Here is a 16,196-nt window from a genome sequence, read left to right on the forward strand (position 1 = left end):
CACACCCGCCCCTTGTGGCACGGCGCGAAAAGGATCAGTCTGCTCACCCGTCCCGGCCGCACGCGAAAGGGCGCCGCCATGAAAGACCGCCACCTGCCCCGCACCGACGATCCGGAGCTGACCGAGCCGCCGGGGCTCGAGTTCGTCTGCGCGGTCGGCTTCAGCGTCTCCGACATCTCGGATGTCCGAACGCTCGCGCCCGGGCGGCGCATCACGCTCCAGGTCGAGCCGGGATCGCAGATCGACGGGCCGCGCCTCAGGGGCCATTTCCTGCCCGGAAGCACCTTCGTCCAGATGGGGCGCGCCGACAATGTCGTCGAGGTCGAGGGGCGCGCCGTGATCGAGACGCATGACGGCCACCATATCGTCGCGCGTTCGCTGGGCGTGCTCTCGATGCCGCTCGACGCGGCGGCCGCGCTCGCCGAGGGCGAACGCTACACCCCGTCGCTGCTCTATGCGCGCGGCGCGATGCTGTTCGAGGCCGCCGAGGGCAGCCCCTATACCTGGCTCAACCGCGGGCTTCACGTCTTCCGCACCCATTGGACGGGCGCGGATGCCTTCACGGCGCTGTGGCGGGTGTTGTAGCGCGTGGCGGACGTCAGGGTCCAGGGATCCTGCCATTGCGGCGCCGTGCGTTTCAGCGTACCGGCGATGCCGCGCGAGGTGAAGAGCTGCAGCTGTTCGATCTGCCGCAGGCTCGGCAATCTCATGGCCTATTGCAGCCCCGAGGACTTCGCGCTCGCCCCGGGCAGTGAGGAGGCGCTGTCGGCCTACAGTCATGGCGACCGCATGATCGCCTTCCGCTTCTGTTCGATCTGCGGATGCAGCGTCCACTGGCACGCGCTCGAGAACATGGCCGCAGAATGCTTTCCCGAAGGCAGCGAGCCACGGGTCGGCTACAATGCGCGGCTGCTCGACGGCTTCGATCCGGGGGCGGTGACGGTGATCGCGACAACGGGGCCGGACTGAGACCGACCGGCACGTCCTGCGGCTCCGGGCCAAACGCGTCTCAGCCGCCGCCCAGGGCATCCCGGCTGCGTTGGGCGGTGGCGGCGTCGCGCGCGTGGCGTTCGGCGGTCACGCGCTCGGCGCGGGCGGCGAGCGCTTCCCAGACCGCCAGCGAGCGCAGGCAGCGTTCGCGCACATTGGCGAGCGTCGCGGCCTCCGCGTCGGCGCGCGCACGCGCGGCCTGCGCGCGGCAATAATCCGCCTGGCTGGGCGTATGGGGCTTCATGATGCGCGCATCCGCATGCCCCCCGGGCTTGGGCGTGCGGGGGGTCACAGCCCGCACGCCCGCCCCCAGGGCAGGGGATCAGGCTTGCTGGAGGTTCGCCGCGGCCATCTTGCCACGCTTGTCCGCCTGCAATTCGTAGGAAACGCGCTGGTCCTTATCGAGCGTGCGCATTCCGGCGGCCTCGACCGCGGTGATGTGAACGAAGGCGTCTTCGCCGCCGTCTTCAGGGGCAATGAAGCCATAGCCCTTGTCTGCATTGAAGAATTTTACGGTGCCGATGGGCATGGGTATTTCCTTGGGTAGAGCCGCGCCGCCGCCGCGAAGGACGAACGGGCACGGTAGGCCGGGGCCGGAATATCGATTGACCACTGCACCGCCCGGCCCCGGCCGGCGCAGGGAAAGCGGATCAGGTGGCGGTGAGTCCGGTCGCGCCCGCGCGCCGGAAGCGCGCGATGCGGTCGCCATAGGCGCGCGCGAGCCGTTCGTGCGCGCGGCGGCTGCACCCGTCGACGGCGGCGCGCGCGTTCATCAGCGACACCTGTTGACGATGATAGAGATAGTTGAGGTCTTCCATTGCATGCTCCGGCCGGGACAAGCGGGAGCGCGAAGGTCTCTCAGCCGCGCGATGGCTTGAGGCATTTGTCGCGCGATGGATACGCTGTAGCAGGGTTGGCGGGGAATGTCGCATGGATTCGGCCGGGGTGCCAAGGCCATGCCGCGGTGCGGCGCGGTCCAAAGGTCAGTAAGGTCAGCCATGCGGGAAAAAAGTTCATTCGCCGCCGCGCCCCGCCCTGCGCCCCGATTCCGCGTCCCCGAAATAGCGCGCCCGCGCGGCGTGCGCTTCCGCCTCGGCCGCGGCCTGGCGCGCCTGCTCGGCCTTCAGCTCGGCATCGGTGAGCCCGCGAAAATAGCCGGGCTGGCCGAAGACCTTTTCCTGGTAATGGAAAAAGCGCGGCGGAGGCGGATAGTTGGTCCACCACCCGATTTCGTCGCGCCAGACGCGGAAGCCCCCGGGGGTGCGCCCGCAACCGGCACGTCGCCAAGCGCCTCCATCGCGCCGTCCAGTCCTCGCCGAGCCTGCGGCGCTCCTTCGCCCGCCCCAGCGCCTCGCGCCCGTGGCTGAGCAGCCAGAGCAGCAGCCGTTCGGAATAGACGCGCTCCTCGGCGACGAGCTCGCCATGATACCAGATGCGCTTGACGGTGCCGTTGATCGCGCGTTCGAACGCCATCGAGGTCAGCCGCTGCAGCCCCTTTTCGAGCGCAGCCTCCCACGCGGCGTAGAAGGCGGCGGCATCGCTGCGGCGGCGTAGTCGATAGGCGCTCGCCTCGCTCATCCCCACGCGCCCCGCGGCTTCCTTGACGCAGCCGGTGTCGGCGAGATGCTCGATGAAATCGCGCTGCTTTTCTGGCGTCCAGCCGTCGCGGCGCGGCTTGACGGGGACGAGCGCGGTGGCGGGGGCGGGAAGCGCGGACGCGCGCCCGGGCAAGTCGGCATGGTCGGTCATGCCGGCAACGCTAACCTATCTGGTACGCTGTAGGACAGCGCAAATCGAGGACGTCATGCGATCCACGGGATGCCGTGCCCGCCCATCGCAAAGTCGGTCAGCGTCGGCGCCGTAAAGGTGAAGACATAATGCCATGGGTGGAATTGGGCCCAGGGCAGGGCCGGTCCGGTGAAGGACACGCCTTCCACGCCGGTGCCCAGGGCGGTGTCAACAATGAATGGCGGCAGCGGTGCGTCGCGAAACAGTACGATGTCGGGATTCCCCGTATACGGGATCACCATCGACCAGGTCCACCAGACCCGGGGAAGGACAAAGAAGAGGGGCGAAACCGGCGGCACAAACAGCACTGGGAACCAGATGCCCCAGTACGTGCCCTCTCCTTCGGTCGGCCGCAGATAGACGACCACGCTGTCCTTGAAATTGTCGGGCGTGGCGGGGGGCTTGCGGTCGCGCAGCGTGAGGATGTCGTCGAGCGATGGCGCGTCGAACCTGCGATCCCCGATATGCTTTTTGAGGAAGCACTTCGACATTTCCTCGGCTTCCTCGGCGCGGGCGCCCGGCGCGATCTCGATCTCGAAGTCCGACTTCTCGAAGGCCTCCTCGATCGCCGCGCCGGGCCCGGTGATCGAAAGCTCAAAGCGTGTGTTGCCCTTCACATCCGCAATCGGAGCGGACCAGACGGGGCGCTCCTCTCCCGAGCGCTTCAGATCGGCGAGTTTCATGGTCCACCTCCGGCGGCACCGCGCGCGTGAGTCGCGGCTCACGCAGCAGGGGAGTATATCCGAGCTTCCCGCGGCCGGCCGCACGGTGATTTCGCCCGCGTAATTTTCCGGCGGGCGCGGGCGGGCGGCGATGCTATGCTGGCGCGGGGGCGGATGGAGGCGCGCAATGCTCCAGACACTCGATACGGCCTGGCTCTATTGCTTCGTTTCGGAGCCGGGCGCGCACAACAAGACCTATTTCACGCTGTTCGTCGACCGCGAGGGATCGAACGGGCGCGAGATACTGGCGACGATCTCGCTCTCCTACCTCTATACTGATCGCGGCGGCGCGGGGGCGATGGTCAAGAGCTACACCCCGCCCTTCGGCCCGCCGTTCGAGCACAAGGATTTCGCGGTCAATTCGCTCTGGGCGCCCAACGCGATCGCGGTGACCTATTTCCTCTCGGTCAACGGGGCCGAGGCCTATGCGCAGGCCAATCTCTTCTATCTGAACTGAGGAGCGCGGGATGCAGGAGAAGGAAGACACGGACCCCGATCAGATCCCGCTGCAGGCGGCCAGACGAAACCTGATGATCGTGCTCATACTGATGTTCGCGGTCAGCGTCGCGGTGCTCGGCCTGATGTGGGCGAAGCCCCCCGCGGCTGACACGATCGGGATGGAGATCGCCAAGGCCGTGATCCAGATCGGACTGGTCTCGGTCGCGGGCGGGATCCTCGCCATGCTGAGTTTCATCCACCAGAGCGCGCGGGCGAAGGCCGATCGGGACAATGAGCGCGAGCTGAACAACCGGGAGAAGGAGCGCGACCGGTGGCGGCGGCAGGTCGAGTATCGCGATACATTGCTGCAGGCGACGCTCGAACAGACGACTGCAAGCTACAACGACGTCAAGAGCGTCCGCCGGCTCATGCGTGCACGTGGCCTGAAAGAGCGGGATGGCCGGACGCTGGTACAGGCCGCGAACTATGACGAGGCGATGGTGCTGATCAACGACCGCCAGCTCGAATTCGAGCGGCTGGTGAGTGACGTCGTGACGAGCAGCAAGGCGTTTTCCTCGGACACCGAACTGCGAGGCGCCCTCCGCCGGATGGAGGCGTATCTGGGGGCGGTGATCAAGGAGTATGAGGGCAAGAGGAAATTGTTTGCCGGCGATCCGCCCGAGCTCGCTCTTGAAGAGCTGCCGCAACTCTCGCACTTCCTGGCGCGCGCGAAGCAGGGGTTCAGCAGCGGCTTCGCACGCCACCACAGCGAGGTGCGGCGGATCATCCGCGCCGACCTGCTCCACCCGCAGTTGCCCGAAGCGCTGATCGCGGAACAGGACGGCTCACTGGAGGGCAGGACATGACGAAGTCCCAACAGAAGCGCGAGCCCCGCCCCGGCGGCATCCAGCCGCAGGCGGCGGTGATTCTCTACGCGGTGGAGGACGGCTCGATCGTCTCCACCCATTATTTCGCGGCGACCGGGCGCGGCGAACTGCCCCCGCCCGAGGCGCTGGAAAAAGCCGCCTTCGCGCAGGCGGCGTCGGACGGGATTGGTGAAGCGGGGGCGCTGGCGGCGCTCCATGTGCGGCCCGAGGCGATCGAGCGGGGGAAGGTGTATCGGGTTGAGGGAGGGGCGTTGGTGGAAATCGCAACAGCCTCTGTCGAGACTTGAAAAGAGTAAACGCAGTGCCGTTGGGCGCGCTTCTCCCTTGACTCCATTGTAACGCGCTATTCAATCACTCGCAGAACACGGTAATAGGGACAGTGGATCGAGTGCATATCGGTCCAATGGGGGGATTTAATGCGTAACACGCAGGTTGAAGAGATTACGGCTTACTCAGGCCGCAACCAAGCGATTCGACGCCTTCTTGTCCGCACTATCTAAAACGGAAGATATAAACAAGAATGTCTTTGATATTTCAAGGACGATACCAAATACTGATAGTTCTATTTCCGATATTCGTGCACGATTTGCGGCCATAGACGGACTTGTTCGTAAGCTTGATGATAAATCTGGCAATCTTGCACCTTTATCGTATTTCAATTCATTTAAATCATCTACGAACGCTGCCATTTCTAGTATGGATCAAGTTGAAACGCTCTACGGCTCGGTTCCTAGGCGGGCTTGCCGCGCCGCAGCGGGCCCGCGGGCGGTCTTCCGCCCGGCGGGCCGTGCCGGATGTTACTTGCCGAGCTGGCCGCGTACCGCGCCCGCGGGGTGGGGGGCGTTGTGGACGTTCACGTAGAACGCCGCAGGGGTCTGGATCAGCTCCTTGGCGAGCGCGCGATCGATATCGGCGCAGCCCTTGCTGGTGCCGCTCGCGGGGGCGTCGAGCGGGACCACGACCGGGCCCGCGACGTCGGGCGCGCCACGGTGGATATGTGCCGCGGTGGCGGTCTCGATGTTCTTGACCGCCAACTCGTAGCAGACCTGGGTCTGGCCGGGATTGATGCGGAAGCTGGCGGTGCCGCTGCCGTCGGCATCGCCGGGGCCGGGCACCTCGGCGGCGCCGGTCATGCTGACCGAGATCGGCCGGCCACCCTGCTGGGCGGGCGCGGCGGTGCCGGCTGCGAGCGCAACGGGCGCGAGAAGCAGGGCTGATAAGAGGATTTTCATGCAAACCTCCTTTTGCTGAAGACGGCGGGACGATCGCAATCCGCCCGCCCTTCTTTCGCTGCAACCCCCGGCGCCGCGCAACTGTTCCACGGGGGTTCTACCCGGCGCGGCGCTTGCCAGCGCGCGCCGCGGGCCAGTATCGACGGGCGGATGCAAGGCTGCGTATCTTCTCCCACCACGGGAGAAGGATCATTCGGCCGCGGCCTCGTCGAACTGCAGCTCGGTCGCAGGCGCCTTCTTGCCGCGCTCCAGCAGCGGCTTGAGATAGCCGCCGGTGAAGCTCCGCGGGTTTTCGGCGACCTTCTCGGGCGTGCCCTCGGCCACCACCTCGCCGCCCTTGACGCCGCCTTCGGGGCCGAGGTCGATGATCCAGTCGGCAGTCTTGATGACGTCGAGGTTGTGCTCGATCACCACCACCGAATTGCCTTGCTCGACGAGCGCGTGGAGGACTTCGAGGAGCTTGCGGACGTCCTCGAAATGGAGGCCCGTGGTGGGCTCGTCGAGGATGTAGAGCGTGTTGCCCGTGGCGCGGCGGCTCAGTTCCTTGGCGAGCTTGACGCGCTGCGCTTCGCCGCCCGAGAGCGTCGTCGCCTGCTGGCCGACCTTGACGTAGCCGAGGCCAACCTCCGCCAGCATCGCCATCTTGTCGCGGATCGGGGGGACGGCCTTGAAGAACTCGACCGCGTCCTCGACCGTCATGTCGAGCACGTCGGCGATGCTCTTGCCCTTGAACTTCACCTCCAGCGTCTCCCGGTTGTAGCGCGCGCCGTGGCAAACGTCGCAGGTGACGTAGACGTCGGGGAGGAAGTGCATCTCGATCTTGAGCACGCCGTCGCCCTGGCACGCCTCGCAGCGGCCGCCCTTGACGTTGAAGCTGAAGCGACCCGGCTTGTAGCCGCGCGCCTCTGACTCGGGGAGGCCCGCGAACCAGTCGCGGATATTGGTGAAGGCGCCGGTATAGGTGGCGGGGTTGGAGCGCGGGGTGCGGCCGATCGGCGACTGGTCGATGTCGATCACCTTGTCGAGATGCTCGAGCCCGGTGATCTTCTCATGCCGGCCCGCGATCATCCGCGCGCCGTTGAGCGCGCGGGCGGAGGCGGCGTAGAGCGTGTCGACGGTGAAGCTCGACTTGCCCGAGCCCGAGACCCCCGTGATGCAGGTGAAGGTGCCGAGCGGGATGCTCGCGGTGACGTTGCGCAGGTTGTTCGCGGTGGCGTTGTGGACGGTGAGCTTCCTGCCCGAACCCTTGCGGCGTTTCGCGGGGACGGGGACCTCACGCCGGCCGGTCAGGTAATCCGCGGTGATGCTCGCGGGGTTGGCGAGCACCTCTTCGAGCGTGCCCTCGGCGACGATCTCGCCGCCATGGACGCCCGCGCCGGGCCCCATGTCGATGATATGGTCGGCGTGGCGGATCGCGTCCTCGTCATGCTCGACGACGAGCACGGTGTTGCCGAGATCGCGGAGGCGCTTGAGCGTCTCCAGCAGCCGGTCATTGTCGCGCTGGTGGAGGCCGATCGAGGGCTCGTCGAGGACGTAGAGCACGCCCGACAGGCCGCTGCCGATCTGGGAAGCCAAGCGGATGCGCTGGCTCTCGCCCCCCGAGAGCGTGCCCGAAGTGCGATCGAGGTTGAGATAGTCGAGCCCGACATTGTTGAGGAAGCCGATGCGCTCGACGATCTCCTTGAGGATGCGCTCGGCGATCGCATTCTGCTGGGTAGTGAGGTGATTGGGGAGATCGAGGAACCAGGGGAGCGCGTCGGCGACCGAGAGGCGTGTGGTGGTGCTGATGTCGGTGCCCGCGATCTTCACCGCAAGCGCCTCGGGCTTGAGGCGCGCGCCGCCGCAGGTCTCGCACGGGTGCGCGGCCTGGTATTTGCTCAGCTCCTCGCGCATCCACGCGCTCTCGGTCTGGAGCATGCGGCGGTTGAGGTTGCCGATGACGCCCTCGAAGGGCTTGCGGACGTCGTAGCTCTTGCGCCCGTCGACGAAGGTGAGCGTGACGGGCTTGCCCCCGGTGCCGTGGAGGATGATCAGGCGGACCTCGCCGGGAAGATCCTTCCACGGCGTGTCCAGCGAGAAACCGAACTCGCGCGCGAGGCTCGCCAAGACCTGCATGTAATAGGGGCTGGGCGGGTTGGACTTGGCCCAGGGGACGACCGCGCCCTTCTTCAATGAGAGGTCGTGGTTGGGGACGACGAGATCCTCGTCGAAGAGCAGCTTCTCGCCGAGCCCGTCGCAGGCGGGGCACGCCCCCTGCGGCGCGTTGAACGAGAAGAGCCGCGGCTCGATCTCGGCTATGGTGAAGCCCGAGACGGGGCAGGCGAACTTCTCGGAGAAGACGATGCGGTTGTCGGGGGCGGCAACATTCTTCATGTTGCCGCCCTTCATGCCGCCCTTGAGCCCCTCCTCTTCAGGGGAGGGGCTTTGAAGCGCCGCGACCGTCGTGTCCGCCAGATCCACGTATGCCAGCCCTTCGGCGAGCTTGAGCGCGGTCTCGAAGCTGTCGGCGAGGCGCGTCTCGATGCCTTCCCTGACGGCTATACGGTCGACCACGACCTCGATGTCGTGCTTGAACTTCTTGTCGAGCGCGGGGGCTTCCTCGATCTCGTAGAAGTCGCCGTCGATGCGCACGCGCGTGAAGCCCGCCTTCTGCCACTCGGCGAGCTCCTTGCGATACTCGCCCTTGCGGCCGCGCACGACGGGGGCGAGCAGGTAGAAGCGCGTGCCCTCGGGGAGCTGCATGACGCGGTCGACCATCTGGCTGACGGTCTGTGCGGCGATGGGGAGCCCCGTGGCGGGCGAATAGGGAATGCCGACGCGCGCCCAGAGCAGGCGCATATAGTCGTAGATCTCGGTGACCGTCGCGACGGTCGAGCGCGGGTTGCGGCTCGTCGTCTTCTGCTCGATCGAGATCGCGGGGGAGAGCCCCTCGATATGGTCGACATCGGGCTTCTGCATCAGCTCGAGGAACTGGCGCGCATAGGCCGAGAGCGACTCGACATAGCGGCGCTGCCCCTCGGCATAAATGGTGTCGAAGGCGAGCGAGGATTTGCCCGAGCCCGAAAGCCCGGTGATCACGGTGAGCGTGTCGCGCGGAATCTCGACATCGACGCCCTTGAGATTGTGCTCACGCGCGCCGCGTACGCTTATGTGAGTCAGCATTCGGAACACCGACGCTTCGGTATATGTGTCAGCATGGTGGCATCTGTTCCAGATTTGTTCGCAGGGCGCAAGCGCGGGTGCGGCGGGCTGCGCGACCCTGCTGCCAGATAGTGTCAGCAGCGCGAAGGGCAAGACGTGCGGCTGGCGGGTTGGCTTAAGACCTTGCGCAGTAGCTTCATGTCGATCAGCGCGAAGTCTCGCCGCGACGCCAGACCGGCGTCGAAACCGATGGCGGTCGCGCCGCCGAGTGCTTCCAGCGGGATATCCTGCGCATAATAGCGGCTAATGTGTCGACGGAGCTTGGGCACGTAGACGTCATAATAATAGGCGGCAACGACCTGACCCGAGGGGCCCAGCGTCACAGTGGTCTCCCCTTTCGTTTTGCGGGTCACGTTTCGGCGTGCCGCGAGCATGAGTTCGATGTTCGAATCGCCGGGCAGCGGCTTTACAAGCAGCGTAAGCGGATCGTCCGGCGTGCCATATTCCCGCATGGCGACGCACATCGAGTCGGCGAACTCGACGGTCCATTTTTCCGAGGGTGAATGTGTCGCGGCCGGCTGCGGGGCGGCGGCGGCCACGAACATCAGAATCGGGCTTGTACCCATCGCCCTCCCCCGGATGCAAACGCCTAAATCGGGTGACAATTCCGCAGCCAAGCGCGACCGCCTGGGCCGACGAAGATGGAATACGTCTCGCGACGGGACGCAAGCCGCTGAAGCTGCTCGATGCTTTCAAAATGGGGCCAAAATGGCGGGTTGCGCGCCGCGTGCGCTCTGGCGCCGTGGCCCCGACGCGCTAGGCTCGCAACTGCATCGGGAGAGGAGCTTTTCGGTGCCGTGCGCTTCGGGGCGCAGCCTGTGTGGGGGCACAGGCGAAGATGATGTGCGTTGCGTCGGCCGGGCGCAAGCGTCGTTGCAGGGGCGGGTCATGACAGAACGCGCCGCAGCGACGGACACGGGGCCGAATGCGGACGTCATCCAGGCGGTCGACGCGGGCGCGGCAATGCCGCACGCAAGCCGGCGTCCGCGTCGACCCCTATTTTTTGATATTAAGGGCGTATCAGGCCCAGTGGGCGCCGCCCGCGACCGAATCACGGATCGCGAGCCACGCGTCGAACAGCGTCTCGATCCGCGAACAGCCGAGCGGGGTGAGGTGGACGATGGTGCGGCGCCGGTCGCGCCGGTCGCCCGAGAGCGTCACCAGTCCGTCGCGCTGGAGCGTCTGCAGCCAGCGATGCGCGGTGGCGGGCGGGACGAGCGAGGCGATATAGGCGTCGTTCTGATACACCGTCCGCCCCTCGCAATGGCAGGCATAGAGGTCGAGCAGCATGTCGAACGCCGCCTCGCCGAAATAGTCGCGGTTGAAGAGTTCGAGGCGCAGCTGGCGCATCTGGAGCAGTCCGCGCGCGAGCTTGAGTCGCGCATCGGCACGATCGCCCATCGCCGCCGGCACTTCCGCTACCGCCATCGGTGTCAGCGCCCCGCTCCCCTCTGCCATCGCGCCGATGTTAGCCCGAAACGCGCGCAGGGCAACCGGGTATGGCAGGGCGAAACGCAAGACGGGGGCTAGCGAGGGCAGGTTATGCGCCACGGTGCCTTTCCTCACCCTGCTGACGGTGTCGCGCAGATGATCCCGGCCGGATAATCGCCGTCTATAGGCCTCTGTCCGAAAAAGCTGTTCCAACTCGCTCGGGAACTGCCCTAGACACGGAAGCCTGACCATCGGGGGGGACGTGAATGCCGCAAGCGTGGCGGATATTGATTGCATTGCTGGCCGGTCTCGCGCTGGGCGCGGGGGCGGCATGGGCGAAGCTTGCGGGACTTGACCGTGTGGTCGCGATCGCGGGCCCGATCGGCGGGCTATGGCTCGACATGCTCAAGATGACGATCATCCCGCTGGTGGTGGCGTTGCTGATCACGGGGATCGCGAAAACCGCGGACAGCGCACGCGGTGGCGGGCTGGCGTTAAAATCGGTGCTGCTCTTCATCGGTCTGCTTTGGCTTTCGACCGCGATCGCGGCGGTGCTCATCCCCTCGCTGCTCGCGCTCTGGCCGATGCCGGGCGAGGCGGCCGCGGCGCTAAGGGCATCGCTCGGCCAACCGCACTCGGCGGTTCCGGCACCTCCCGGCTTCGCCGACTTCCTGGGCTCGATCGTTCCCACCAACCCGATCGCGGCGGCGGCGGGCGACGCGATGCTGCCGCTGATCCTGTTCACCGCGCTTTTCGCGGTCGCGATCGCACGTCTGCCTGCAGCGCAGCGCGAACCGCTCACCGGCTTCTTTGCGGCGATCGCGGATGCGATGCTGGTGATGGTCGGCTGGGTACTGTGGCTCGCGCCGATCGGCGTCTTCGCGCTTGCGCTCGCGCTGGGGATCCAGGCTGGCACCTCGGCGATCGGGGCGTTGCTTCACTACATCATCATCGTGTCGTCCGCGGGCTTGGCTGCCTGGGCACTGGCCTATCCGATGGCGGTGTTCGGCGGGCGGCTGCGGCTTGGCGCCTTTGTCCGCGCGGTCGCGCCCGCACAGGCGGTCGCGCTGTCGACACAGTCCTCGCTCGCCTCGCTGCCGCCGATGCTCAAGAGCTGCGAAACGCTCGGGGTGCCCGCAAGCGTGGCGAGCGTTTCGCTGCCGATCGCGGTTGCAATCTTCCGCGTGACCAGCCCCGCGATGAACCTCGCGGTCGCAATCTATGTCGCGCACTGGTTCGGAATGACGCTCGATCCCGCGACGATCGCGACCGGGGCAGTCGTCGCGGCGGTCACGACGATGGGATCGGTGAGCCTGCCCGGCCAGATCAGCTTCCTGACCTCGGTCACCCCGATCGCGGTGGCGATGGGCGTCCCGATCGAGCCGCTTGCCCTGCTCGTCGCGGTCGAGATGATCCCCGACCTGGTGCGCACGGTCGGCAATGTCACGATGGATGTCGCGGCGACCAGCGCGATCGCGCGTCACAGCCATGTCGCCGACGAACTGTCGGCGGCCCGCGTCACGGAATCGTAACAAACGCAACGAATCTGCCATTTCTGACGAAATATTCAGAAAGCTTTCGACGCTCGTCGATATTGATATGTCGTTCGTCGTGCTGCGAGCCGTTCGCAGAGCGTCCCGCGCCGCCCGTCGAAGTGCGCGTGAAGCCCCATCGGGACAATTGTAATCAATAGTGGCGCGGCGGGTCGACGACGTTCCCAGAGTCGACCGATCCGCCCGCACCCCCCGACGCCGCTTCCCCCCGGCGGCGCCCGACGACCCGAAGGTTTCAGGAAGGACCAGACAATGTATGTAAAGACATGTGCGGCCATTGCGGCCGCGCTGGCCGGCGCCACATTGCTTCACGCGGCGGCCTTTGCCGGCGAGACCGAACCCCTTATTGCCACCGCGCCTGCGGTCGAGACACGCTCGATTGTGGTCAGCTATAGCGACCTCGACCTGACCGAAGACAAGGGTGTCGACCGGCTCAATACGCGTGTCCGCAGCGCGGCGCGCACGATCTGCGAGGTTGGCGGGATCAAGCCCGTCAAGATGATCCAGCTCGCCGGCGCATGCTATGACGATGCGATGGGGCGCGCGAGCCGCGACATCGAGGTCGCGGTAGCCGCTGCGCGCGGCGGCGACCAGCTCGCGAGCAACGGCGCGACCGGCACTATCGGCGTCAGCCGCCAGTAGAGTCTGATCGGTTGAGGTGGAAGCGCTGCGCGCTTCCACCGAAAGCGTGAATCAGGCTCTCCTTAAAGGAGTTGAGGCCTTGATTCACGTTTCAGGCTGATCAGCCTGAAACGATCAAGGTCTAGCCCGTTTGCGGGGGGCGGCACCGCGCTTCGCCCGTCCTCCGCAGCTGCCCGCAAGGGCACACGCACGCCCCCGGCTGTCCCTTGGGCCGGGGGCGTTGCATTTCGGGGTCGAAATGAATCGACAGGCCTGGCCAGGTTCAGCCGAAACGGCTGAACAGCCGCAGCCGCTATCGTCCCGCGATCGCCTTGGCCGCGGCGAGATAGGTACGGCCGATACGCACCTCACCCTCGTCGCCCATATCCGCGAACCACACACCGCAGCCGTCGTGACGGAGTCGTGCGATGCGATCGCGCCGCACGATCGTCGAACGGTGGAGCCGGATGAATCTGGCCGGGTCGAGGCGTTCCTCAAGCGATCCGATCGTCTGGTGGAGCAGGAAGCTGCGCCCGCCGACATGAAGCCGCATATAGTCACGCTCGGCATCGATCCTGTCGATATCATCGGCGGCGATACGGACGAGTTCGGCGCGGTGCGGTACCCAGAATTCGGTCGCGAAGTGCGATTCGCTTTCGGGTGCCGGCGCTTCGCGCGCGATGCCGCGGCGTTCGGCGACGCGCCTGACCGCGCGCGCCAGCCGGTCGGGCGCGACGGGCTTGAGCACATAGTCGACCGCCTCGATGTCGAACGCCTCGACGGCGAAGCTGTCGAACGCGGTGACGAAGATGATCGCGGGGGCGCTGCTCTGCCGCGAAAGCGCGCGCGCGACGCCGATGCCGTCGAGCTCGGGCATCGCGATGTCAAGCAGCAGCAGATCGGGCTCCAGTGCCTCGACCAGCCGCAGCGCCGCAGCGCCGTCCGAAGCGGTGCCGACGACCTCGATCATCGGCTCGCGGGCGCAGATCAGCTGCAGCCGCTCGATCGCGAGAGGTTCGTCATCGACGATAAGTGTTCGCATCGGCGCTTCTCTTAGCGCCTCTTCAACCTCCACGATAGACCTCAGGCATGGTCAGCCGGACCACGAAACCGCCTTCTTCGGGCGCGAGCCATTCGATCCGCGCGGCATCGCCGAAGCGCGCCGCCAGCCGATCGCGGACATTGGCCAGGCCGATACCATTGCCCTGGATGTCCTCGCCCGCGGTGGCACCGTTGCCGTTATCGGCGACGGTGAGGATGAGCAGGCCATTTTCGGCGCGCGCGGTGATCGATACGGTCACCGGGCGACTGGCGCGCGAGACGCCGTACTTGATCGCGTTCTCGACCAGCGGCTGGAGGATCAGCCCGGGGACGCAGGCATTGAGCAGCGCCTCGGGAATTTCGATCCGCGTCTTCAATCGCTGCGGGAAGCGCACGCCCTCGATATCGAGATAGAGGCGCTGGAGCCGGACCTCTTCCTCGAGCGTGACGTCGTCGAGCGGATCGCCCGACAGCGAGGTGCGATAGAAGGTCGAGAGGTTGATGATCATCGTCTCGGCCTCGGCGCGGCTGTCCTTCATCACCAGCGAGCTCAACGAGTTGAGCGTGTTGAACAGGAAGTGGGGATTGACCTGGTAGCGCAGCGAGCGAAGCTCGGCCTGCTGCGCGGCGCGCGCATATTTCGCGGCGCGGCGCTCGGCACCCCGAACCTCGCCCGCATAGGAGATGGCGAGATAGAGCGCGGCCCAGGCCGAAAAGAAGAAGAAGCGCGAAAGCCCCTGTTCGCCGATCTCCTGCCACAGCGTCCAGCTTTCGGCCTTCATCGCGAGATCGGCCTCTTCGAACAGGCTCGACGGGTCATAGACGTTGAAGACGTAATAGTTGAATGCCGCGACCGCGATCGCACACGGGATCGCGCCCAGAAAGGCCGTCGTGATGCGGATCCACAAGGGCTGGCGGTCGAACAGCCTGAGCAGCAGATAGAGCAACCAGGTGAGCACGATACCCGCCGCGGTCACGACCATCCGGCGTTCGGCCATTTCGGCCTGCGCGGGGAAGTCCATGACGACCGCGCGGAGGCTGACGATCAGCGCATAGAACAACCAGAAGCCGATGATCGAGTAGAAGGCGATGATCGGGCGAACGGTGTGGTGCGGCTGTTCCTGTGCATGCGTTTCAAATTCCATGCGACCTTGTGCGCTGAAATCACGGGAAACACCATGTCCCCCCTTGTCGTCCGTCGAAACGGGGTTCGGCTTGGTCGAAAGCGGAACCCGGTAAAGCGCCCGTCCGTTGGTCGGTCATGGAGTTCGATCGAGTTCGAGGTGGATGATGGCCAAGACGAAGACCCCCCGCGGCGATGCCGGCACCGACAAGGCGATGGCGGAACGACTGAAACGCGATCCTGAGAGCGTGGAGGCGCGGCTGGATGCAGCGCTCGACGAGTCGATGGACGCATCGGATCCCCCGGCCCTTACCCGGGCGCAAGGTCCGCGTGGAAAGCGGCGCGATGCCCCGGCCCCGGCTGGCAACGAGGCACATCTGCGGGCACGCTGATTCCGCGCTGCGGAATCACAACTGTTGCTGAAAGGCAACGCTGATATGTCAAATATTGTGCGTTGCACCCATTTCGTCGCAAGATTCTTGTGCCGAGCCCCACACTCTGATTCGATACTGAATGGGGACGGAATGCGCCGTTAAAGCGACGTCAACCATAACCGGCGCATGATCGGATTCAGGGCAAAAGGTCTGGAGAAAGGACATGGGCACGAGGGCACGGCCGGCGGACGGGGCGCTGACATTGGCCGAGATGAAGGAGTTTGCGAGCTTTCCCGGAGCCACGCAGCGCTATATCCGGCGCTCGCTCGATGTCGGGCTCGAGCGCCACGACGCGATCGACCTCTGGTCGCGCGACGTGGTGGAGGCCGCGAGCATCAACGCGCAGACGCGTATCTACGAACGCCTTGCCGAAATCCGCGCACTGGTGCCCGACGATAGCGGGCTCGATGCGATGGAGCCGCTGATGGCGCCGCTGGTGACCGTTTCGGCGTTCGATCTGGGGCAGGATCGGCTGGTGAGCTTCGGCGCCTATCGATTCCTCTATGAAAGGCTGATCGGCGCGAGCGTGCGGCCGTGGCTGCCCGGCGCATTCTGCGCGGCGGCGGCGCTGCCGCACCTGCATCCCGACAAGCGCCGCGTACTGCTCCAGTCGATCAGCGAGGCGGCGGCGACCGCGATCGGCTGGTCGACGCGCGAGCCCTCCTTCTACCCCGAGTGGGTGGACAAGGTGGAGCCCGACGCGCTGCCCAACTAAACGGGCGTGCGAGCCAGGTC

20 protein-coding genes are annotated in these 16,196 nt (G+C 66.0%); 9 read left to right on the forward strand and 11 right to left on the reverse strand.

Features of this window, described 5'->3' with window-relative positions; all coding sequences use genetic code 11:
* Both AC3WJD_RS14775 and AC3WJD_RS14780 read left to right on the forward strand, forming a co-directional pair.
* A partial coding sequence (locus AC3WJD_RS14775; RefSeq protein WP_492747456.1) for a DUF3237 family protein occupies positions 1-585 on the forward strand: 585 nt, incomplete at its 5' end.
* A gap of 3 nt (positions 586-588) precedes the next feature.
* Positions 589-969: a GFA family protein gene (locus tag AC3WJD_RS14780; RefSeq protein ID WP_492747457.1), complete on the forward strand. Its 381-nt coding sequence runs from the start codon at positions 589-591 to the stop codon at positions 967-969.
* 40 nt (positions 970-1,009) lie between these two features.
* Here AC3WJD_RS14780 and AC3WJD_RS14785 read toward each other — a convergent pair whose 3' ends face one another.
* From AC3WJD_RS14785 to AC3WJD_RS14805, 5 genes are all read right to left on the reverse strand, one after another.
* Complete coding sequence (locus AC3WJD_RS14785; protein WP_492747458.1) at positions 1,010-1,282, reverse strand: hypothetical protein; 273 nt, start codon at positions 1,280-1,282, stop codon at positions 1,010-1,012.
* 30 nt (positions 1,283-1,312) lie between these two features.
* Entirely contained in the window at positions 1,313-1,519 is a 207-nt protein-coding gene (locus AC3WJD_RS14790) for a cold-shock protein (protein WP_492747459.1), read from the reverse strand.
* Positions 1,520-1,640: 121 nt separating this feature from the next.
* A complete protein-coding gene (locus AC3WJD_RS14795; RefSeq protein ID WP_492747460.1) occupies positions 1,641-1,808 on the reverse strand; it encodes a hypothetical protein in 168 nt (55 codons plus the stop codon).
* Between the two features lie 40 nt (positions 1,809-1,848).
* Entirely contained in the window at positions 1,849-2,739 is an 891-nt protein-coding gene (locus tag AC3WJD_RS14800; RefSeq protein ID WP_492747461.1) for a hypothetical protein, read from the reverse strand.
* 53 nt (positions 2,740-2,792) lie between these two features.
* Positions 2,793-3,461: a hypothetical protein gene (locus AC3WJD_RS14805; RefSeq protein WP_492747462.1), complete on the reverse strand. Its 669-nt coding sequence runs from the start codon at positions 3,459-3,461 to the stop codon at positions 2,793-2,795.
* 166 nt (positions 3,462-3,627) lie between these two features.
* Here AC3WJD_RS14805 and AC3WJD_RS14810 point away from each other — a divergent pair, with 166 nt between their 5' ends.
* Genes AC3WJD_RS14810 through AC3WJD_RS14820 form a run of 3 tightly spaced genes read left to right on the forward strand, consistent with a single transcriptional unit; the run spans position 3,628 to position 5,112 of the window.
* Positions 3,628-3,957, forward strand: a complete 330-nt coding sequence (locus AC3WJD_RS14810) for a hypothetical protein (protein WP_492747463.1) — start codon at positions 3,628-3,630, stop codon at positions 3,955-3,957.
* 10 nt (positions 3,958-3,967) lie between these two features.
* Complete coding sequence (locus AC3WJD_RS14815) at positions 3,968-4,804, forward strand: hypothetical protein (protein WP_492747464.1); 837 nt, start codon at positions 3,968-3,970, stop codon at positions 4,802-4,804.
* Positions 4,801-5,112 carry a hypothetical protein gene (locus tag AC3WJD_RS14820; RefSeq protein ID WP_492747465.1) on the forward strand — a complete coding sequence of 104 codons (312 nt, stop codon included), beginning with the start codon at positions 4,801-4,803 and terminating at the stop codon, positions 5,110-5,112. Before AC3WJD_RS14815 ends, AC3WJD_RS14820 begins: the two co-directional genes overlap by 4 nt.
* A 510-nt stretch (positions 5,113-5,622) precedes the next feature.
* Here AC3WJD_RS14820 and AC3WJD_RS14825 read toward each other — a convergent pair.
* From AC3WJD_RS14825 to AC3WJD_RS14840, 4 genes are all read right to left on the reverse strand, one after another.
* The gene (locus AC3WJD_RS14825) at positions 5,623-6,057 is read right to left on the reverse strand and encodes a CHRD domain-containing protein (protein ID WP_492747466.1); all 435 of its coding nucleotides are present in this window, start codon (positions 6,055-6,057) and stop codon (positions 5,623-5,625) included.
* 189 nt (positions 6,058-6,246) lie between these two features.
* The gene (uvrA, locus tag AC3WJD_RS14830) at positions 6,247-9,219 is read right to left on the reverse strand and encodes an excinuclease ABC subunit UvrA (RefSeq protein ID WP_492747467.1); all 2,973 of its coding nucleotides are present in this window, start codon (positions 9,217-9,219) and stop codon (positions 6,247-6,249) included.
* A 113-nt stretch (positions 9,220-9,332) separates the two neighbouring features.
* Positions 9,333-9,824 carry a hypothetical protein gene (locus AC3WJD_RS14835; RefSeq protein WP_492747468.1) on the reverse strand — a complete coding sequence of 164 codons (492 nt, stop codon included), beginning with the start codon at positions 9,822-9,824 and terminating at the stop codon, positions 9,333-9,335.
* Positions 9,825-10,278: 454 nt separating this feature from the next.
* Positions 10,279-10,686 carry a MarR family transcriptional regulator gene (locus tag AC3WJD_RS14840; protein WP_492747469.1) on the reverse strand — a complete coding sequence of 136 codons (408 nt, stop codon included), beginning with the start codon at positions 10,684-10,686 and terminating at the stop codon, positions 10,279-10,281.
* A 269-nt stretch (positions 10,687-10,955) separates the two neighbouring features.
* On the opposite strand from AC3WJD_RS14840, the gene AC3WJD_RS14845 reads away from it, so the two are divergent.
* Together AC3WJD_RS14845 and AC3WJD_RS14850 are read left to right on the forward strand one after the other, a co-directional pair.
* Positions 10,956-12,221, forward strand: coding sequence for a dicarboxylate/amino acid:cation symporter (locus tag AC3WJD_RS14845; protein WP_492747470.1), 1,266 nt, complete (start codon positions 10,956-10,958; stop codon positions 12,219-12,221).
* Positions 12,222-12,494: 273 nt separating this feature from the next.
* Entirely contained in the window at positions 12,495-12,884 is a 390-nt protein-coding gene (locus AC3WJD_RS14850; RefSeq protein WP_492747471.1) for a UrcA family protein, read from the forward strand.
* A gap of 292 nt (positions 12,885-13,176) precedes the next feature.
* On the opposite strand, the gene AC3WJD_RS14855 is transcribed toward AC3WJD_RS14850, so the two are convergent.
* Positions 13,177-13,905 carry a LytR/AlgR family response regulator transcription factor gene (locus tag AC3WJD_RS14855; protein WP_492747472.1) on the reverse strand — a complete coding sequence of 243 codons (729 nt, stop codon included), beginning with the start codon at positions 13,903-13,905 and terminating at the stop codon, positions 13,177-13,179.
* A 22-nt stretch (positions 13,906-13,927) separates the two neighbouring features.
* On the reverse strand, positions 13,928-15,049 hold the full coding sequence (locus AC3WJD_RS14860; RefSeq protein WP_492747473.1) for a sensor histidine kinase: 1,122 nt from the start codon (positions 15,047-15,049) through the stop codon (positions 13,928-13,930).
* Positions 15,050-15,191: 142 nt separating this feature from the next.
* Here AC3WJD_RS14860 and AC3WJD_RS14865 point away from each other — a divergent pair, with 142 nt between their 5' ends.
* Both AC3WJD_RS14865 and AC3WJD_RS14870 read left to right on the forward strand, forming a co-directional pair.
* Positions 15,192-15,419 carry a hypothetical protein gene (locus AC3WJD_RS14865; protein WP_492747474.1) on the forward strand — a complete coding sequence of 76 codons (228 nt, stop codon included), beginning with the start codon at positions 15,192-15,194 and terminating at the stop codon, positions 15,417-15,419.
* Between the two features lie 205 nt (positions 15,420-15,624).
* Complete coding sequence (locus AC3WJD_RS14870; RefSeq protein ID WP_492747475.1) at positions 15,625-16,176, forward strand: hypothetical protein; 552 nt, start codon at positions 15,625-15,627, stop codon at positions 16,174-16,176.
* Positions 16,177-16,196: the final 20 nt, after the last annotated feature.

It is taken from the genome of Sphingobium sp. FW306-1B-F04DB (genome assembly GCF_058781925.1).